Genomic DNA, 18,620 nt, shown 5'->3' on the forward strand with positions numbered 1-18,620 from the left:
ATTGAAGGAAACTTCCAAGGAGACACGGATAGCCGGAAAACTATTGTCGGTCAATGACGCGATCCGTGGTGGCGCCCAGCTATTGCGCGGCGGCGGGGGATGTGTGATGGGGCGTCGGGCAGCGGAGCCGGGGTGGGGCGACGACCGGGGGGGGGGGGGGGAGGCGGGTTGCGGCGCGCGGGGTGGGGCGGCGGCGGGCTCCCGAGGCCGTCCGGAGCCGCCGCCCGCCGCATCCCGCAACATCCGGCCTCAGGGTGCCGCGGGCCCGTCTCCCAGGAGCTGTTGGAGGTGGGCGCGGCCCGGGGCCAGCAGGGCGGGGAGGTCGGCCGCCCCGGGATACCAGCGCTTCTCGTACTCCCAGCACAGCCAGCCGCCCGCGCCCTGGTCATAGGTGCCCTCGGGAGCCGGCACCGGGCCGTGCGCGTCGGCGGGCTGCCGGCCCAGGGTGCCCAGGGCGGCGGCCAGCGGCACGGCACCGGCACCGAGCGGGAGGGGCGTGCGGTCCTCGGCCGAGGCGACATCCTTGACCTGGACATAGCCCAGATGCGGGGCGAGCGCGGCATGGGTGTCGGCCGGCTCCTCGCCACCGAGCCAGCTGTGCAGCACATCCCAGAGCGCCCCGATCTGACGGTGGCCCACGGGGCCCAGCACCCGGGCGGCGGCCGCGCCCGTACGGTGCGAGTCATGGGTCTCCAGCAGTACCCGCACGCCCCGTTCGGCCGCGAGCGGCGCCACCGCGGCGAGCCGGCGGGCGGCGTCCGCGTCCGCCTCGTCCGCCGGGCGCTCCCCGGCGCCGGGGAAGACCCGGACATACGGCGCCCCCAGATCGGCGGCGAGAAACACCAGCTCGCTCAGCTCCTGCGCCAGCTCCTCCTCGCCCGCCGTGTCCCGGGCCGCGGCCACCTGGGCGTATCCGGCGACCGCCAGGATCTCGACCCCGGCGTCCGCGAACTGCTTGCGCACCGCGGCCCGTTCCCGCACCCCGATCAGCGGATGCACCGGTTCCTCCGGATGGGCCCGCAGCTCCACGCCCTGATATCCGGTGTCGGTGGCCAGCCGCAGGACGTCGGCCACCGGCATGCCGGGCACACCGAGAGTGGAGAAAGCGAAGCGCATCGCGGGGGCGGTGCCGTGCGTGTTGCCGGTGCTGACCATGCCTGGGCTCCTCCTCGTGGTTCACACCATCGTCATCCGTCCCTTCCACCCTGCCCGCAATGCGCGCGCCATCACAGGACCATCCGCCAGTCCTGGCCGACCAGGTCCTGCCCGAAGCTGTGGTGCGCCGACTCGCTGACCAGCTCGAACCCGGCCCGCTGATAGATACGGCGGGCCGCGCCGAGGACGGAGTTGGTCCACAGCACCATCTCGCCGTACCCGGCCTCCCGGGCGAACTGCACGCAGGCATCGACGAGTTGACGGCCCACGCCGTGCCCGCGGGCGTCCGGCTCCACCAGCAGCAGCCGCAGCCGGGCCACCCCGGGCCGCTCGTCCCGTACACACATCACCGCGCCCGCCCGGCGCCCGTCCAGCTCCGCTATCCAGGTGCGGTCCCACCGCGGGTCGAAGCCCTCGGCGTACTCCGCGATGATCCGGGCGACCAGCGCCTCATAGGTCAGATCGAAGCCGTACTCCGCGGCGTAGAGCGCGGCGTTGCGCTCCACCATCCAGCCCAGGTCCCCGGGGCGGGACGTGCGCAGGGTCAGCTCCGCCGTCCGGTGCTCGGGCGGGTGTCCGGCGCCCTCGCCGAGCAGGGCGCGGATGGTCCGCATCGAGTCCACCAGCCGGGCCCGGTCCTCGTCCGGCAGCTGCTCCAGCAGGGACCCGGCGGCGTCCTGCGAGCGCTCCTCCAGCAGGCCGGCCGCCTCCCGTCCGCCGTCGGTCAGCGTGATGCGCTGCCGGCGGGGGTCCTGCTCGGACTTGCCGCGGGTGATCAGCTCGCGGTCCTCGAACTTGCCGAGCAGCCTGCTCAGATAGCCGGCGTCCAGCGACAGCGAGGCCCGCAGGTCCGCGGCGTCCACCCGCTCGTGGTGCGCGACCTCGTAGAGCACCCGGGCCTCGGTGAGGGTGAACGGGGTGTAGAGATGCCGCCCGTAGTCGAGGGCGCCGATCAGGTTCGTGTAGAAGCGGTTGAATCGGCGCAGCTCGCGGACGTCGGGCGCGGCGTCGCGCGCCGCGCCGGATGTCCTGTCGGATGCCGTCCCGGTTGTCATCGTCGACCCCTCACCCTTGACTGAGTCAAGGATAAGCGATGGCCGCCGCACCGCGCACGGCGATTTCGCACCCTGTTGATGACCTCGCGTGCGGGCTAGCGTCCTCGCGGGAGAGCACGCACCGCAGGACGCTCCCCACCCGCCGCGAGCGAGGGAGGCCGGGCCGTGCCACACACGACCGTACGCATCGCCATGAACGGCGTGACCGGACGCATGGGACACCGCCAGCATCTGGTCCGCTCCGTCCTGGCCCTGCGCGACCAGGGCGGCCTGGAGCTCGCCGACGGGACCCGGATCCGGCCCGAGCCCGTCCTCGTCGGCCGCTCCGCGCACAAACTGCGGGCGCTGGCCGACCGCCACGGCGTGGAGCACTTCAGCTGCGACCTCGACGCCGTACTGGGCGACGACACCATCGACGTCTACTTCGACGCCCAGATCACGGCCGCCCGCGAGGAAGCGGTGGGCAAGGCGATCGCCGCCGGAAAGCATCTGTACGTCGAGAAGCCCACCGCGAGCGGCCTCACCGGCGCCCTGAAGCTGGCCCGGCTGGCCCAGGAGGCGGGCGTCAAGAACGGTGTCGTCCAGGACAAGCTCTTCCTGCCTGGCCTGCGCAAACTCCGCCGCCTCGTCGACAGCGGCTTCTTCGGCCGCATCCTGTCCGTACGGGGCGAGTTCGGCTACTGGGTCTTCGAAGGGGACACCCAGCCGGCGCAGCGCCCCTCCTGGAACTACCGCGCCGAGGACGGTGGCGGCATCGCGGCCGATATGTTCCCGCACTGGGAGTACCTCCTGCACGAACTGTTCGGCCCGGTCAGCAGCGTCCAGGCGCACCTCACCACGCATATCCCGCGCCGCTGGGACGAGTCGGGCACCCCCTATGACGCCACCGCCGACGACGCCGCCTACGGCATCTTCGAACTGGCCGGCGGCATCGTCGCGCAGATCAACTCCTCCTGGGCGGTCCGGGTACACCGCGACGAACTCGTGGAATTCCAGGTGGACGGCACCGAGGGCTCGGCCGTCGCCGGGCTGCGCCACTGCCGCATCCAGCACCGCGCCGGCACCCCCAAGCCCGTCTGGAACCCCGACGTCCCGGCGTCCGAGCCGTTCCGCGAGCAGTGGCAGGAGGTCCCCGACAACGACGGCTTCGACAACGCCTTCAAGGTCCAGTGGGAGCTGTTCCTCCGGCACGTCGTACGCGACGAGCCCTGGCGCTGGGACCTGACGGCGGGCGCCCGCGGCGTCCAGCTCGCCGAACTGGCGCGGCGGTCCTCGGCGGAGGGACGCCGCCTGGACGTACCGGAGCTGAGCCGGTGAACGCCCCGGCGCACCCCGCCCGTTCCGCGCCGGACCCCGTTTCCCCGCCCCCTTCCCCGCCGCCCTCCTTGCGCTCCCGTACGGTCTTCGCCGCCGCCCATGTGGTCGCCGATCCGCACGCCGACACCACCCCGGACGGCCCGGCCGCCGTCGACTGGGACACCACCCTCGCCTTCCGGCACCACCTGTGGGCGCACGGCCTGGGCGTGGCCGAGGCGATGGACACCGCACAGCGCGGTGCCGGCCTGCACTGGGGCGCCGCCGCCGAGCTGATCCGCCGCTCCGCCGCCGAGGCACGCGCGGTCGGCGGACTGCTCGCCTGCGGCGCCGGCACCGACCAACTCCCCGCCCACGGCGCCTCCTTGGCCGAGGTCCGGGACGCGTACGAGGAACAGCTCGGCGCCGTCGAGACGGCCGGCGCCCGGCCCGTCCTGATGGCGTCCCGCCAGCTCGCCGCGGCCGCCACCGGCCCGGACGACTACCGGGAGGTCTACGGCCACCTGCTGCGCCAGACCGCCCGGCCGGCGATCCTGCACTGGCACGGCCCGATGTTCGACCCGGCGCTGGCGGGCTACTGGGGCAGCGCGGATCCCGACGCCGCCACCGAGACGCTCCTCGCGCTCGTCGCCGACCACCCGGGCAAGGTCGACGGCGTCAAGATCTCCCTGCTGGACCCCGGCCGGGAGGTACGGCTGCGCCGCCGGCTGCCCCCGGACGTGCGCTGCTACACCGGCGACGACTTCCACTACCCGGAGCTGATCGCGGGCGACGCACACGGCTTCAGCGATGCCCTGCTGGGCGTCTTCGACCCGCTCGCCCCCCTGGCCGCGGCGGCCGTCCGCCGCCTCGACACCGGGGACACCGCGGGATTCCGGGCCGTCCTCGACCCCACCGTCCCGCTCGCCCGGCACCTCTTCGCGGCACCCACCCGCCACTACAAGACCGGTGTGGTCCTGCTGGCCTGGCTGGCGGGCCACCAGCCGCACTTCACCATGGTCGGCGGCCTCCAGTCGGCCCGCTCGCTGCCGCATCTGCGGCGCGCCCACCAACTGGCCGACGCGCTCGGCCTGTTCGCGGACCCCGAGCGCGCCGCCCACCGGATGCGCACCCTGCTCGCGGTCTACGGGGGAGGCGGCGCATGAGCCACCCCACCCCCTCCCTCCTCGACCGTCTCAGCCTCAACCAGGAGACCGTCCGCCAGTGGTCGCTGCCCGAACTGGCCGACGGCTGCGCACGGGCCGGCGTACGGGGCGTGGGCCTGTGGCGCGGACCCGTGCGGGAGTACGGGGTGGCCGCGGCCGCCCGGCTGATACGGGACGCCGGGCTGCGGGTCAGCAGCCTGTGCCGGGGCGGATTCTTCACCGCCCTGGAACCGGGCGAGCGGGCCGCCGCCCTGGACGACAACCGGGCGGCCCTCGACGAGGCGGCCGCCCTCGGGACCGACACCCTGGTCCTGGTCTCCGGCGGACTGCCGCCCGGCAGCCGGGACCTGGCCGGCGCCCGGGAGCGCATCGCGGACGTGCTGGGCGAGTTGGCGCCGTACGCCGCCGAGCGGGGCGTCCGTCTGGCGCTCGAACCGCTGCACCCGATGTACGCCGCGGACCGCTGCGTGGTCTCCACGCTCGCGCAGGCCCTGGACCTCGCCGAGCGGTTCCCCGCCGACCGGGTGGGGGTGGTCGTGGACACCTACCACCTGTGGTGGGACGACACGGTCGGCGCGCAGATCGGGCGCGCGGGCGGCTCCGGCGGCGCGGCCGGTTCCCGGATCGCCGCCTTCCAGCTCGCCGACTGGGTCACCCCGCTGCCCGCAGGCGTCCTGCTGGGGCGCGGGCAGCTCGGGGACGGCTCGGTGGATCTGCGGTGGTTCCGGGAGCGGGTCGAGGCGGCCGGTTACCGGGGGCCGGTCGAGGTGGAGATCTTCAACCCGGCGCTGTGGGCACGGGACGGCGCCGAGGTCCTCGCCGAGGTCGTGCAACGCTTCCGGACGCACGTCGGATGACCGGGGAACCGCCCCTGGCCCGATCGGGAAATAACTCCGCGGAAGAGTGCAACCGTTGGCCGCCCACAAAGGTCATAGCTGACGTTGGTCCCGAAATGGGGAGGGATCCGGGGGGATCCGGGGCCGGCATGGAGGGGGAATCGAGGGGCCCGACCATCGGACGGGCCCCTCGATGGGAACCCGGTGTTCCGGCCCGGCGCGACGGCGGACCCCGCGCGGTGTCAGACCCCGGCGGTACGGTCGGTGCATGGTCAACGCAGCCGTGATCGAAGGGGTCCTGGAGCGGATCACCTACGCCAATGAGGAGAACGGCTACACGGTCGCGCGGGTCGACACCGGCCGCGGCTCGGGCGATCTCCTGACCGTCGTCGGCGCCCTGCTCGGCGCGCAGCCGGGCGAGTCGCTGCGCATGGAGGGCCGCTGGGGCTCCCACCCGCAATACGGCAAGCAGTTCACGGTCGAGAACTACACCACCGTCCTGCCCGCCACGATCCAGGGCATCCGCCGCTATCTGGGCTCCGGCCTCATCAAGGGCATCGGCCCGCGGATCGCGGACCGTATCGTCGAGCACTTCGGCACGGACACCCTCGACATCATCGAGCGCGAGCCCGGCCGCCTCGTCGAGGTACCGGGCCTGGGCCCCAAGCGGACGAAGCTGATCGGCGCGGCCTGGGAGGAGCAGAAGGCCATCAAGGAGGTCATGGTCTTCCTCCAGGGCGTCGGGGTGTCCACCTCCATCGCGGTGCGGATCTACAAGAAGTACGGCGACGCCGCCATCTCCGTCACCCGCAACGAGCCCTACCGCCTGGCCGCCGACGTCTGGGGCATCGGCTTCCTGACCGCCGACCGCATCGCGCAGTCCGTGGGCATCCCGCACGACAGCCCGGACCGGGTCAAGGCCGGCCTCCAGTACGCCCTGTCACAGTCCACCGACCAGGGCCACTGCTTCCTCCCCGAGGAGCAACTGATCGCCGACGCGGTGAAGTTGCTCCAGGTGGACACCGGCCTGGTCATCGACTGCCTGGGCGAGCTGGCCGCCGACCCGGAGGGCGTGGTCCGCGAGCAGGTACCGGGCGGCGCGGACGGCGAGCCCCCGGTCACCGCCGTCTATCTGGTGCCGTTCCACCGCGCCGAGATCTCCCTGGCCGGCCGGCTGACCCGGCTGCTGCGCACGGACGAGGACCGGATGCCGGCCTTCCGGGACGTCGACTGGGACAAGGCGCTGGCGTGGCTGGCGCGGCGTACGGGCGCCGAGCTGGCCCCCGAGCAGCAGCAGGCGGTGCGGCTGGCGCTGACCCGGAAGGTCGCGGTGCTCACCGGCGGCCCCGGCTGCGGCAAGTCCTTCACGGTCCGCTCCGTCGTCGAGCTGGCCCGCGCCAAGAAGGCCACGGTCGTGCTGGCGGCGCCCACGGGCCGGGCGGCCAAGCGGCTCTCGGAGCTGACCGGGGCGGAGGCCTCCACGGTCCACCGCCTCCTGGAGCTGAAGCCCGGCGGGGACGCCGCCTATGACGCGGACCGCCCCCTGGACGCCGATCTGGTGGTCGTCGACGAGGCCTCGATGCTGGATCTGCTGCTCGCCAACAAGCTGGTCAAGGCGGTGCCGCCGGGCGCCCATCTGCTGCTGGTCGGGGATGTCGACCAGCTGCCGTCGGTGGGCGCGGGGGAGGTGCTGCGGGATCTGCTCGACGGGTCCGGCCCCGTGCCCGCCGTCCGGCTGACCCGGATCTTCCGCCAGGCCCAGCAGTCAGGGGTGGTCACCAACGCCCACCGCATCAACTCCGGCACCCCGCCCCTGACGTCCGGAATGACGGACTTCTTCCTGTTCGCCGAGGAGGACGCCGAAGAGGCCGGGCGGCTGACGGTGGATGTCGTGGCCCGCCGCATCCCGGCGAAGTTCGGCCTCGACCCGCGCCGGGACGTCCAGGTGCTCACCCCGATGCACCGCGGCCCGGCCGGCGCAGGGGCCCTGAACGGCCTGCTCCAGCAGGCCGTCACCCCGGCCCGCCCCGACCTGCCCGAGCGCCGCTTCGGCGGCCGGGTCTTCCGTGTCGGCGACAAGGTGACCCAGATCAGGAACAATTATGAAAAGGGCCGCAACGGCGTCTTCAACGGCACGGTCGGCGTGGTCACCGCTCTGGACTCCGACGAGCAGCGGCTGACCGTGCGCACCGACGAGGACGAGGAGGTTCCTTACGACTTCGACGAACTCGACGAACTCGCCCACGCCTATGCCGTGACGATCCACCGTTCGCAGGGTAGTGAGTATCCAGCGGTGGTGATTCCGGTCACCACCAGTGCCTGGATGATGCTTCAGCGCAATCTGCTGTATACCGCCGTGACCCGGGCAAAGCGTTTGGTGGTGCTGGTCGGCTCCCGGAAAGCCCTGGGACAGGCCGTCCGCACGGTATCCGCCGGTCGGCGGTGTACGGCGCTCGATCACCGGCTCGCCGGTGCGATGTGATGTCACCCCTCTTTCCCATTCGGGGCGAAGAGGGGCAGGATGGGCGCTCAGGCGGCACTGAGTGCCGCAGACAGGCCCTATGGCCGACCCCGAGTGCACATCCAAGGCCCAAATGGGGGAAGGTATAGGCAGTCAGGGCACCTCGAAGAAGAGGCACAACGTCGGTGAGGGATGACGTGAGCGACAACTCTGTAGTACTGCGTTACGGGGACGGCGAATACAGCTACCCGGTCGTCGACAGCACTGTTGGCGACAAGGGCTTCGATATCTCGAAGCTGCGCGCCCAGACCGGTCTGGTGACCCTGGATTCCGGTTACGGCAACACCGCGGCGTATAAATCCGCGATCACCTATCTCGACGGTGAGAACGGCATTCTCCGTTACCGCGGGTACCCGATCGAGCAGCTTGCAGAGCGCAGCACGTTCGTCGAGACCGCGTACCTCCTCATCAACGGCGAGCTGCCCACCGTCGATGAGCTGGCGAACTTCAAGCAGGACATCACCTACCACACCCTGCTGCACGAGGACGTCAAGCGCTTCTACGACGGCTTCCCCCGGGACGCCCACCCGATGGCGATGCTGTCGTCGGTCGTCAGCGCGCTGTCGACCTTCTACCAGGACAGCCACAACCCGTTCGACGAGCAGCAGCGCCACATCTCCACGATCCGGCTGCTGGCCAAGCTCCCGACGATCGCGGCCTACGCGTTCAAGAAGTCGGTCGGCCACCCGGTCGTCTACCCGAGCAACGACCTCGGGTACGTCGAGAACTTCCTGCGGATGACCTTCTCGGTGCCGGCCGCGGACTACGAGCTCGACCCGGTCGTGGTCAGCGCCCTCGACAAGCTGCTGATCCTGCACGCGGACCACGAGCAGAACTGCTCCACCTCCACGGTCCGCCTGGTGGGCTCCTCGCAGGCGAACCTCTTCGCCTCGATCTCGGCCGGTATCAACGCCCTGTGGGGCCCCCTGCACGGCGGCGCCAACCAGTCCGTGCTGGAGATGCTGGAAGGCATCCAGCGCGACGGCGGCGACGTCGACTCCTTCATCCGCAAGGTGAAGAACAAGGAAGACGGCGTGAAGCTCATGGGCTTCGGGCACCGCGTCTACAAGAACTTCGACCCCCGGGCGAAGATCATCAAGGCGGCGGCGCACGATGTCCTCTCCGCGCTCGGCAAGTCCGACGAGCTGCTGGACATCGCCCTGAAGCTGGAGGAGCACGCGCTCTCCGACGACTACTTCGTCGAGCGCAAGCTCTACCCGAACGTGGACTTCTACACCGGCCTGATCTACCGGGCCATGGGCTTCCCGACCGAGATGTTCACCGTGCTCTTCGCGCTCGGCCGGCTGCCCGGCTGGATCGCCCAGTGGCACGAGATGATCAAGGAGCCCGGCTCCCGTATCGGCCGTCCGCGGCAGATCTACACCGGTGTCGTCGAGCGCGACTTCGTGCCGGTCGAGCAGCGCTGACGGCCGCCCTTCGAGGCAGCCCGCAGACATAAAGAAGCGCCCCGCCTCCGGATCCCCCCACGGGTCCAGAGTGCGGGGCGCTTCCCGTGTCCCGGTTGGATTCCCCCCACGGGATCCGTCCGGGCGTTCCGGGTTGCACCGCGATCTGCCGGGACGCGCACGTTCGGGAGGGCCGCTCAAAGCTCCCCGGGCACGTCGCCCCGGCCACGCGTAGCCGGGCAGATCCCCCAAGACCAGCACGGCTGTTGCTGTGCAAGCCCCGCCGGGGTGCCTGCACTGCCCGGTTAGACTCACGACCCCCCTCAATGGTTACGTTCCAATCTATGTGATCTGGGTCTCTTGCCATATGGGGGCGAATACGGTCAAGGGCCCCGATATGGAGATCGAGGCCCTGCAGTATGGGTGTTGTGTCAGTTGTAAGGGCTATGTGAAATTTCGTAGCCGCAGACTGTTCGCGACCACGAAGACCGACGAGAACGCCATCGCCGCCCCCGCGATCATCGGGTTGAGCAGTCCGGCCGCGGCCAGCGGCAGCGCCGCGACGTTGTAGCCGAACGCCCAGCACAGATTCCCCTTGATCGTGCGAAGGGTGGCCCGCGCCAGCCGGATGGCGTCCGCCGCCACCCGCAGATCGCCCCGTACGAGCGTGAGATCACCGGCCTCGATCGCGGCATCCGTGCCGGTCCCCATCGCCAGCCCCAGATCCGCGGTGGCCAGCGCGGCCGCGTCATTGACCCCGTCGCCGACCATCGCGACCGTACGGCCCTGCCCCCGCAGCCGCTCCACCACCGCCACCTTGCCCTCGGGCAGCACCCCGGCGATCACCTCGTCGATCCCGGCCTCGGCGGCCACCGCCGCCGCGACGGCCTCGTGATCACCGGTCAGCAGCACCGGGGTCATCCCCAGCCGGCGCAGCTCCCGCACCGCCGCCGCGCTGCCCGGCTTCACCGCATCGGCGACCGCCAGCACCCCGCGCGCGCGGCCGTCCCAGGCCACCACCACGGCCGTACGGCCCGCGGCCGCGGCGCCTGCCAGCGCCTCCCGAAGCTCCGGCGGCAGCCCGACCCCGGCCTCCTCGGCCAGCCGCTCCCGCCCCGCCAGCACCCGGTGCCCGCCGACCGTCCCGCGCACCCCCAGCCCCGGCACGTTCTCAAAATCCGCCACCACCGGCAGCGCGCCCACCCGACGGGCCGCACCCGCGGCGAGGGCGCGGGCCACCGGATGCTCCGAGGCGTCCTCCAGCGCCCCCGCCAGCCGCAGCAGCTCGTCCTCCGCGACACCCGGGGCCGCCACGACCTCCTGGAGCCGCATCCGGCCGCTGGTGACCGTGCCGGTCTTGTCCAGCAGCACGGTGTCCACCCGGCGAGTCGACTCCAGCACCTCCGGGCCCTTGATGAGGATGCCGAGCTGGGCGCCGCGCCCCGTGCCGACCATCAGCGCGGTCGGCGTGGCCAGCCCCAGCGCGCACGGACACGCGATGATCAGGACCGCCACCGCCGCGGTGAACGACGCGCTGGCCTCCCCGGTCGCCAGCAGCCGGCCGGCCAGGGTGCCTGCCGCGAGCAGCAGCACCACCGGAACGAAGACCGCGGAGACCCGGTCGGCCAGCCGCTGCACCGCGGCCTTCCCGTTCTGGGCCTCCTCCACCAGCCGCGCCATACGGGCGAGCCGGGTGTCCGCGCCCACCACCGTGGCCTCGACCTCCAGCCGCCCCGACGCGTTCACCGTCCCGCCCGTGACACCGTCCCCGGGCGCGACCTCCACCGGGACGGACTCCCCGGTCAGCATCGACGTATCCACGGCGGACGCGCCCGCCACCACCCGCCCGTCCGTGGCGATCTTCTCCCCGGGCCGGACCACGAAACGGTCACCGACCACCAGCTCCGCCACCGGGATCCGCACCTCGCGCCCGTCCCGGAGGACGGCCACGTCCTTGGCGCCCCACTCCAGCAGCGCCCGCAGCGCCGCCCCCGCCCGCCGCTTCGAGCGGGCCTCCAGATACCGGCCGAGCAGCAGAAACGCGGTCACCCCGGCCGCCGCCTCCAGATAGATCTGGGTGCCGGCGTCCGTACGGGACACGGTGAGATCGAAGCCGTGCCGCATCCCCGGCATCCCCGCGTCCCCGAGGAACAGCGCCCACACCGACCAGCCGAAGGCGGCCAGCGTGCCGAGGGAGACCAGGGTGTCCATGGTGGCGGCGCCGTGCCGCAGGCTCGTCCAGGCGGCCCGGTGGAACGGCAGTCCGCCCCAGACGACCACCGGCGCGGCGAGGACCAGCGAAAGCCACTGCCAGAAGGGGAACTGAAGCGCGGGCACCATTGCCAGCACGATCACGGGCACGGCCAGTACGGCGGAGACCGTCAGCCGCTGCCGCAGCGGGCGCAGATCCGCCCGCGGATCCGTGGAGAGGTCCGCGCCGCCGGCCCGCGCCGCACCGGCCGGCCCGGCGGGCTCCGGCGGCGGCGCCGGGGGCCGCGCCGTGTAGCCGGTCCGCTCGACGGTGGCGATCAGATCCCCGACCGAGACCCCGCCCCCGTAGGAGACCTGCGCCTTCTCGGTCGCGTAGTTGACCGTGGCTGCCACGCCGTCCATGCGGTTGAGCTTCTTCTCGACCCGCGCGGCGCACGAGGCGCAGGTCATCCCGCCGATGGCGAGCTCGACCCGCGCCTGTGCGGGGGAACCGGACATGGGATCAGGCCGCCTGCCCCACGAGCTCGTAGCCGGCCTCGTCGACGGCCGCGCGGACGGCTTCCTCGTCCAGCGGGGCCTTCGACGTGACGGTCACCAGGCCGGTGGCCGCGACCGCCTGCACCGAGCTGACCCCGGCGATCTCGCCGATCTCGGCCGACACCGCACCCTCGCAGTGACCGCAGGTCATGCCGGTGACCCGGTAGGTGGTGGTCACCGCCCCGACCTGGACATCGGTGCCGCCGGAGTGGCAGGAGCCTTCCGGGGTGCAGCAGGAGCTGTTCTCAGCCATGGGGGACTCTCCTTGTGGTGCTGATGCGTTCCGTGTGGTGCAAGTGTCGGAGTACCGAAGCGTGCCATGCGAGGCCCCGGCGACTGCCACTTCCCCCGACCTTAGGCACCCTATACCCCTAGGGGGTATCAATCCAAGCCGTCCGCGCTCCCCACGCCTGAACCGCGCGGAGACCCCCATCCGCGTTGCCGTGCGCCCCACCACGCGTCAGCCTTGGGATACGGGCTCGGGGCGGATCCGAGGAGGCGGCCGGATGGACGTACTCGCCCTCTACGGACTGCTGGTGCTCACCACGCTGCCGCCGCTGGTGCCCAACTCCGCCCTGCTGGTCTCCGTAGGAGTGCTCGCCTCCCGTGGCGAACTGTTCCTCCCGCTGATCCTGCTGATCGTCGCCGGCAGCGCCCTGCTCGGCGACCTGCTGATGTACCTGGCCGCCCGGCGGTTCGGCGGACCCGTACGGGCCTGGATGCGGCGCAAACCCCGCCGCCGGGCACTACTGGAATGGACCTCCGGCCGGATCCAGCACTACGGTCTGCCGTTCGTGATCGCTGTACGATTCCTGCCCAGTGGGCGGATCGCCGGCGCACTGGCCTCCGGCGTGCTGCGCTACCCGCTCCGCAAATACGCCCTCGGCGCCGGCATCGCCGAAGCCACCTGGGCCACCTACTCCGTCGGCCTCGGCTACCTCGGCACCGCCACCACCGGCCGCCCGCTGTACGCCGCCGCCATCGGCTTCGGCGTCTCCTGCGCGGTCGCCGCGGTCGGCGCCGCCATCCAATGGGCCGCCCGCCGCCGCGCCCTGCGCGATCCCTCGGAGGGCGGCGGCGAAGGCGACGGCGGCCCCCACAACGGTGGCGAGGATCCCGGCGGCCGGGCCTCCTCCGTGGCCGCCACATGACGGAGGGAGGGGCGCCCGGCGGGCGGGGGCGAGGTGGCCCTTCGCGCCTACGGAAGAGGCTGACGAGACCGAGGCTGGAAAACGCTCCGCCCGAACGGAGCGCCACCGACAGGGCCGCCCCCGAGCACCCTCACGCCCCCGGACCGGCGCCGACGGCCGGGGCCCGGACATCCGCGACGGCCACCGGCTCACCGGTGCGCCGCGAGCGCTCGCACGCCTCGGCGACATAGAGCGCCTCCAGCGCCTCCGCCGGCGTACAGGGGCTCGGCATCCGGCCCGCCGCGACCTCGGCGAAGACGCCCAGCTCCGTGACGTAGGCGTCGTGGAAGCGCTCCATGAACGTGGCGTACGGATCGGCCGCCCGCCGCCACGACAGCGCCGCCTCGGCGGACGGCAGCGGCGCCCGGTCGTCGAGCCCGACGAAGCGCGCACCCTCGGAGCCGCACACCTCCAGCCGGACGTCATGGCCCGCGCCGTTGTAGCGGGTCGCCGTAACGGTGGCCAAGGTGTCGTCGTCGAAGCGCAGCAGCGCCGCACAGGTGTCGACATCGTCGCCGTCCGCGAAGAAGGACGCCCCGCGGTTGGCCCCCTGCGCAAAGACCGAGACCACCTCGCGGCCGGTGAGCCAGCGCAGGATGTCGAAGTCATGGATGCTGCAATCCCGGAACAGCCCGCCGGAGGTGGGGATGTAGCCGGCCGGCGGCGGCGTCCGGTCGCCGGTGCAGGCGCGCAGGGTGTGCAGCCAGCCCAGCTCGCCGGAGCGCAGCGCCTCGCGGGCGGCGCGATAGCCCGCGTCGAAGCGCCGCTGGAAACCGATCTGTACGGGCACGGTGCCGGCCCGCGCCCGCTCCACCACCCCGACCGTGCCGGGCACATCCAGGGCGACCGGCTTCTCGCAGAACACCGGCACCCCCGCGTCCAGGGCCTGGTGGATCAGTGGGGCGTGCGCACTGGTCGCGGCGGTGATCACCACACCGTCCAGGCCGTCCGCGTACATCTCCTCGATCCCCGCGGCGGCGCGCACGCCAAGGGTGTCCGCCAACGCGGCGGCCCGCGCGGCGTCCAGGTCCGCGACCACGACGTCGGTGACGCCCGGGACGCTCCGGAGGGTGGTGGCGTGGAACGCGCCGATGCGCCCGGTGCCGATCAGGCCGATCTTCATGGCTGGGGTCCTTTCCGGAGGGGGAGGGGAGCCGCCGAGGGGGAGGGGAAGGCGAGTGGCGGGGTGGCCCCTATGGGGCTTTGGAACGGTCCAATAGGCCGCGATGACCGCACCCTGCATGTCCTGATGTCCGCATGTCAACCACCTTGCAGGGCCGCATGGTTGCGCATTGACGCCGACCTGCGCCGATGGAAAGATTTCGTCCATGGAACGGTCCAACGGCCACCCGTCCAACGGGCGCCCCGACGCGCAAGCCGACGCGAGGGCGGGAGCGGCCCCGGGCCGGCCGCCCACGATCCGCGGAGTCGCCGAGCGGGCGGGCGTCTCGAAATCGCTGGTCTCGCTGGTGCTCCAGGGCTCACCACGGGTCAGTGACACCAAGCGGCAGGCCGTTCTGGACGCCATCGAGGAGCTCGGCTACCGGCCGAACGCCGCCGCCCGCAGCTTGGTGGCCCGCCGTACGCACACCGTCGGGGTGCTGCTGAACGATATGCGCAACCCCTGGTTCGTCGAGGTGCTCGACGGGCTGAACTCGCTGCTTCAGGCGCACGGGCTGCGGATGCTGATGGCCGACGGACGGCTGGACCGACGGGCCGGGCAGGACTTCGCCCGCACCTTTCAGGAGCTGCGGGTCGACGGCCTCGTCGTCGTCGGCACCCTCCCGGACACCGACGGCCTCGCCGAGGTCGCCGCGCGGCTGCCGACCGTCATCGCGGGCAACCACGAACCCCGGCTGCCGCATGCCGACCTCGTCGCCAACGACGACGAGCGCGGCGCCCGGCTCGCCACCGAGCACCTCATCGGCCTCGGCCACCGCCGGATCGCCCATATCGCCGGACAGGGCCTGGTCGGCGAGCTGAGACGGCGCGGCTTCGAGGCGGCGATGCACGCCCACGGCCTGGCCGAGAGTGCCGTCGTGACCAGCGGCGACGGGACCGAGGAGGGCGGCTACCGCGCCGCCGTCCGACTCCTCACCCCACCGTCCGCCCCCGCACGCCCCGGTGCCCGGACGCCGGCCGCCCAACGCCCCACCGCCGTCTTCGCGTTCAACGACATCTCCGGTGTCGGTGCGCTGTCCGCGGCCCAGGAACTGGGCCTGCGCATACCCGCCGACCTCTCCCTCGTCGGCTACGACAACACCTATCTCGCCCGCATCCGCCACCTCTGGCTGAACTCGGTGAACAACGCCAGCCACGAGGTCGGCCGGCGCGCGGCGCGCTGCCTCCTGGACCGTATGGAGCGCCCCGACACCCCGGCCGGTCGGCAACTCGTCGCCCCGGAACTGGAGATCAGAGGCTCGACGGCAGCACCCCGGCCCGACTGACCCGCAGCGGCCGGGTGGGTCAGGACGCGCTGCCGTCCGGGCCCCGGTGCCGCCCGGGGCGCCGGAGCCGGGGCCGGTCCGGTGGCTCAGCGGCGGCCGCGTTGGCCCGGCCGCTGCGCCACCCACCTTCTGACCGTGTCGGCGAACCAGTACGGTTTCCCGCCCTCCACCAGATCCGGTTCGGGCAGCAACCCGTGCTTGCGGTAGGAGCGGACGGTGTCCGGCTGCACCTGGATGTGCGCGGCGATCTCCTTGTACGACCAGAGCTTGCGGTCGGTCATCTCTGCCACCTCCTGAGTGCCGTACGCAGGGTCGGCCCGGAGAGCCGGCAGGGGGCTGGGTACGGCCTGGTGATCACTCACCCTGTGCCTGGACAACGACACCGAGTAACCATCGGGGAGGGGCTGTTGAACGGCTGTGACGTAAGGCGCGCGTAACGGTGACAGCGGTGACGCGGGGCGGACGGCTGTGACGGGGGCGGGACGATCAGGGGCCAGGGCGGGACGCTCGGGTGAGGGACGGGGCGGGGGCAGACCGACGAGGGACGGGCGGGGTGACGAGGACGGCGGGCCGTGGGTGCGGCCCGGCGCCGTGGGCACACAGCCGTGTGGCGGGCCGGTACCCCGGCTGGGGAAACCGGCCCGCCACAAGGGTGTTGTCGACGGTCGGAAGCGAATCAGGCGTGGTACAGCGCGTACCAGGTCTTCTTGCCGACCTTGCCGTCAGCGGTCAGATGGTGCCGGGACTGGAACTTCTTCACCGCGGCCCGGGTCTTGAGGCCGAAGTACCCCGTCACATCTCCCCAGGGGAGATAGCGGCGGTTCGCCAGCAGGCACTGCGCCTGCGAGACACGGTCGCCGCGCTGACCGTAGACGGTGAGGGCGTTGCCGTTGTAATAGGCGCAGGCGGCCCGGGTGTCGGCCGGTCCGCCGGCCGGAGCGTCCGCGGCCGCCGGGCCGGTGAGCAGCCCCGCGGTCAGCAGGCCCGCGGTCGCGGTGAGGACGGCCGTGCGCTGGACGGTTCGGCTGAGTGCGTTGGTCTTCACGAATTCCACCGTTTCCCCCGTTGGATGTGATTCCACCCGCTGTGACGCCGGGAACGCGGTCCGTGGTTCCCGGGGTCCCGCTGATTCCCCGTCAAGGGGCGATGGACCGTCGCACCGTAAGCTCCGCTCCGCCGCCCCCGTCAGCCCGCGCCCGTTGCGGCGCCCGCCACCTTCCTCAGCTCGTCCTCCAGATCCTCCAGCGCCAGCCCCTTCGTCTCCGGTGCGTACCGCTTGCAGAACACCAGGGACAGCACACACATCACACCGAAGAACCAGAAGGTGGTGCCGGCGCCGACCGCGTCCAGCAGCAGCGGAAAGGCCAGCGCCACCGCGAAGTTGACCAGCCACATCATGAACACCGCGGCCCCCATGGCTAGTCCACGCACCCTGAGCGGGAACATCTCGGCCAGCAGCAGCCAGACCCCGGTGTTGAGCGTGCCCTGCATGAAGGCCATGTAGAGGACCATCAGGCCCAGGACCAGGATGCTGACGGCGGGGGAGTGCGGGAGGTGGAACGCGGCGCCGAGCAGGGCGAGCGAGACGGCCATCCCGGCCAGGCCGGTGAGCAGCAGGGGCCGCCGGCCGACCCGGTCGATCAGGGACATCCCGAGCGCGGTGGCGAGCACCGAGATCACACCGATCGCGATGGTGGCGGTGATCGAGGCACCGGTGCCCAGCCCCGTCGACGCCAGGATCTTCGGCGCGAAATACACCACCGCGTTGACGCCGGTGATCTGCTGCACGGCCGCCAGCCCGATACCGACCAGCAACAGCCGCCGTACCCATGGGGTGCGCAGCTGCTGCCGGCCGCCGCGCCGGGCGTCGGCCTCCAGACCGCGGGCGTGATCGATCCGGGCCAGCTCGGCGGGCACGTCCTCGGCGGGCAGCGTACGGCGCAGCACCCGGGCCGCCTCGTCCTGCCGCCCCTGGCTGATGTACCAGCGCGGGGTGTCGGGCAGGAAGAACAGCCCGACGAACAGCGCCACGGCGGGTAGCGCCGCCAGGCCCAGCATCCAGCGCCAGGCCCCCCACTGCGCCAGGAAGGCATTGAGGAGATAGGCGAGCAACTGGCCGCTGACGATCATCAGCGAATTGAACGAGACCAGCCGGCCCCGGATGTGCGGAGGCGCGATCTCGGAGAGATAGAGCGGGGTGATGACCGACGCGCTGCCGACGGCGAGGCCGAGGACGAAGCGCGCCACGGTCATGAACGGCACATCGGGGGCGAGCGCCACGGCCAGCGCCCCGCCGATGAACACGGCGCCCGCCCACAGCAGCGAGTCGCGCCGGCCCAGCGCGTCGGACATCCGCCCGCCGACCAGCGAGCCGAAGGCCGCGCCGATCAGCAGCGCGCTGGTGATGACGCCCTCACCCAGGGACGTGAGGCCGAAGTGGCCCTCCATGAACGGGAGCGCGCCGGATATCACCCCCGTGTCGTAGCCGAAGAGAGCGCCACCAAGGGCGGCGACGGCAGCGATGCCCACGATGAAGCGCCTGGCGCGGCGGGCCCCCGCCCCCTCACACGGGCCGGCGGACGCCAACTGTCCGGTCGGAGCCGCCATCATCAGCCCCGGCCCGCCGCGCGGGCGGCCACCCCGGCGTCAGGAGCGGGGGATGCGTGTGGGGGGAGGGGGAGGGGGACGCGGAGGTGTGGGGTGGCGTGCATGGGTGGGACCTTTCGGTGGAGCGGGGGTGGGCGCGGCGGCCCGGTGGCCCGGCGGCCCGGTGGGCCGGGGAGGGGCGTGACTGGGGGCGGGA

15 protein-coding genes are annotated in these 18,620 nt (G+C 72.4%); 7 read left to right on the forward strand and 8 right to left on the reverse strand.

From position 1 onward, the window contains the following. Nucleotides 1-249: 249 nt before the first annotated feature. Nucleotides 250-1,155, reverse strand: a complete 906-nt coding sequence (locus tag ACZ4XD_RS08860) for a sugar phosphate isomerase/epimerase family protein (RefSeq protein WP_468039626.1) — start codon at nt 1,153-1,155, stop codon at nt 250-252. 71 nt (nt 1,156-1,226) lie between these two features. Beyond that, nucleotides 1,227-2,210 (reverse strand): bifunctional helix-turn-helix transcriptional regulator/GNAT family N-acetyltransferase, encoded by a 984-nt coding sequence (locus ACZ4XD_RS08865; protein ID WP_468039628.1) that lies wholly within the window; start codon nt 2,208-2,210, stop codon nt 1,227-1,229. 165 nt (nt 2,211-2,375) lie between these two features. On the opposite strand from ACZ4XD_RS08865, the gene ACZ4XD_RS08870 reads away from it, so the two are divergent. The 5 genes from ACZ4XD_RS08870 (at nt 2,376) to ACZ4XD_RS08890 (ending at nt 9,453) form a co-directional block, all read left to right on the forward strand. Further along, the gene (locus ACZ4XD_RS08870) at nt 2,376-3,527 is read left to right on the forward strand and encodes a Gfo/Idh/MocA family protein (protein WP_468039630.1); all 1,152 of its coding nucleotides are present in this window, start codon (nt 2,376-2,378) and stop codon (nt 3,525-3,527) included. Then, nucleotides 3,524-4,669, forward strand: a complete 1,146-nt coding sequence (locus ACZ4XD_RS08875) for a dihydrodipicolinate synthase family protein (RefSeq protein WP_468039633.1) — start codon at nt 3,524-3,526, stop codon at nt 4,667-4,669. The genes ACZ4XD_RS08870 and ACZ4XD_RS08875 overlap by 4 nt, the downstream gene beginning before the upstream one ends. Next, nucleotides 4,666-5,526 (forward strand): sugar phosphate isomerase/epimerase family protein, encoded by an 861-nt coding sequence (locus ACZ4XD_RS08880; RefSeq protein ID WP_468039635.1) that lies wholly within the window; start codon nt 4,666-4,668, stop codon nt 5,524-5,526. Before ACZ4XD_RS08875 ends, ACZ4XD_RS08880 begins: the two co-directional genes overlap by 4 nt. A gap of 247 nt (nt 5,527-5,773) precedes the next feature. After that, nucleotides 5,774-7,987: an SF1B family DNA helicase RecD2 gene (gene recD2, locus ACZ4XD_RS08885; protein ID WP_468039637.1), complete on the forward strand. Its 2,214-nt coding sequence runs from the start codon at nt 5,774-5,776 to the stop codon at nt 7,985-7,987. Nucleotides 7,988-8,163: 176 nt separating this feature from the next. Continuing rightward, the gene (locus ACZ4XD_RS08890; protein ID WP_398832534.1) at nt 8,164-9,453 is read left to right on the forward strand and encodes a citrate synthase; all 1,290 of its coding nucleotides are present in this window, start codon (nt 8,164-8,166) and stop codon (nt 9,451-9,453) included. Nucleotides 9,454-9,876: 423 nt separating this feature from the next. On the opposite strand, the gene ACZ4XD_RS08895 is transcribed toward ACZ4XD_RS08890, so the two are convergent. Together ACZ4XD_RS08895 and ACZ4XD_RS08900 are read right to left on the reverse strand one after the other, a co-directional pair. Beyond that, nucleotides 9,877-12,141, reverse strand: coding sequence for a heavy metal translocating P-type ATPase (locus tag ACZ4XD_RS08895; protein ID WP_468039642.1), 2,265 nt, complete (start codon nt 12,139-12,141; stop codon nt 9,877-9,879). Nucleotides 12,142-12,145: 4 nt separating this feature from the next. Beyond that, nucleotides 12,146-12,433, reverse strand: coding sequence for a heavy-metal-associated domain-containing protein (locus ACZ4XD_RS08900; RefSeq protein ID WP_467114612.1), 288 nt, complete (start codon nt 12,431-12,433; stop codon nt 12,146-12,148). Between the two features lie 253 nt (nt 12,434-12,686). Between ACZ4XD_RS08900 and ACZ4XD_RS08905 the strand changes: the two genes are divergently transcribed. Next, nucleotides 12,687-13,331: a DedA family protein gene (locus tag ACZ4XD_RS08905; RefSeq protein WP_468039645.1), complete on the forward strand. Its 645-nt coding sequence runs from the start codon at nt 12,687-12,689 to the stop codon at nt 13,329-13,331. Nucleotides 13,332-13,461: 130 nt separating this feature from the next. Here the strand turns inward: ACZ4XD_RS08905 and ACZ4XD_RS08910 are convergent, their stop codons facing one another. Beyond that, a complete protein-coding gene (locus ACZ4XD_RS08910; protein WP_468039648.1) occupies nt 13,462-14,493 on the reverse strand; it encodes a Gfo/Idh/MocA family protein in 1,032 nt (343 codons plus the stop codon). Between the two features lie 205 nt (nt 14,494-14,698). Between ACZ4XD_RS08910 and ACZ4XD_RS08915 the strand changes: the two genes are divergently transcribed. Next, entirely contained in the window at nt 14,699-15,817 is a 1,119-nt protein-coding gene (locus tag ACZ4XD_RS08915; RefSeq protein WP_468039650.1) for a LacI family DNA-binding transcriptional regulator, read from the forward strand. 86 nt (nt 15,818-15,903) lie between these two features. On the opposite strand, the gene ACZ4XD_RS08920 is transcribed toward ACZ4XD_RS08915, so the two are convergent. From ACZ4XD_RS08920 to ACZ4XD_RS08930, 3 genes are all read right to left on the reverse strand, one after another. Then, nucleotides 15,904-16,098, reverse strand: a complete 195-nt coding sequence (locus ACZ4XD_RS08920) for a helix-turn-helix transcriptional regulator (protein ID WP_018093041.1) — start codon at nt 16,096-16,098, stop codon at nt 15,904-15,906. 395 nt (nt 16,099-16,493) lie between these two features. After that, nucleotides 16,494-16,862, reverse strand: coding sequence for a peptidoglycan-binding domain-containing protein (locus ACZ4XD_RS08925; protein WP_468039653.1), 369 nt, complete (start codon nt 16,860-16,862; stop codon nt 16,494-16,496). 140 nt (nt 16,863-17,002) lie between these two features. Next, complete coding sequence (locus tag ACZ4XD_RS08930; protein WP_468039655.1) at nt 17,003-18,424, reverse strand: sugar porter family MFS transporter; 1,422 nt, start codon at nt 18,422-18,424, stop codon at nt 17,003-17,005. Between the last annotated feature and the right edge of the window lie 196 nt (nt 18,425-18,620).

The sequence above is a fragment of the Streptomyces sp. NPDC029466 genome, assembly GCF_055574515.1.

What these genes read in the sequence shown, in the direction of transcription:
- ACZ4XD_RS08860 (WP_468039626.1), bottom strand. Translation starts at nt 1,155, where the DNA reads ATGGTCAGCACCGGCAACACGCACGGCACCGCCCCCGCGATGCGCTTC.
- ACZ4XD_RS08865 (WP_468039628.1), bottom strand. Translation starts at nt 2,210, where the DNA reads ATGACAACCGGGACGGCATCCGACAGGACATCCGGCGCGGCGCGCGAC.
- ACZ4XD_RS08880 (WP_468039635.1), top strand. Translation starts at nt 4,666, where the DNA reads ATGAGCCACCCCACCCCCTCCCTCCTCGACCGTCTCAGCCTCAACCAG.
- recD2 (WP_468039637.1), top strand. Translation starts at nt 5,774, where the DNA reads ATGGTCAACGCAGCCGTGATCGAAGGGGTCCTGGAGCGGATCACCTAC.
- ACZ4XD_RS08895 (WP_468039642.1), bottom strand. Translation starts at nt 12,141, where the DNA reads ATGTCCGGTTCCCCCGCACAGGCGCGGGTCGAGCTCGCCATCGGCGGG.
- ACZ4XD_RS08900 (WP_467114612.1), bottom strand. Translation starts at nt 12,433, where the DNA reads ATGGCTGAGAACAGCTCCTGCTGCACCCCGGAAGGCTCCTGCCACTCC.
- ACZ4XD_RS08905 (WP_468039645.1), top strand. Translation starts at nt 12,687, where the DNA reads ATGGACGTACTCGCCCTCTACGGACTGCTGGTGCTCACCACGCTGCCG.
- ACZ4XD_RS08910 (WP_468039648.1), bottom strand. Translation starts at nt 14,493, where the DNA reads ATGAAGATCGGCCTGATCGGCACCGGGCGCATCGGCGCGTTCCACGCC.
- ACZ4XD_RS08915 (WP_468039650.1), top strand. Translation starts at nt 14,699, where the DNA reads ATGGAACGGTCCAACGGCCACCCGTCCAACGGGCGCCCCGACGCGCAA.
- ACZ4XD_RS08920 (WP_018093041.1), bottom strand. Translation starts at nt 16,098, where the DNA reads ATGACCGACCGCAAGCTCTGGTCGTACAAGGAGATCGCCGCGCACATC.
- ACZ4XD_RS08930 (WP_468039655.1), bottom strand. Translation starts at nt 18,424, where the DNA reads ATGGCGGCTCCGACCGGACAGTTGGCGTCCGCCGGCCCGTGTGAGGGG.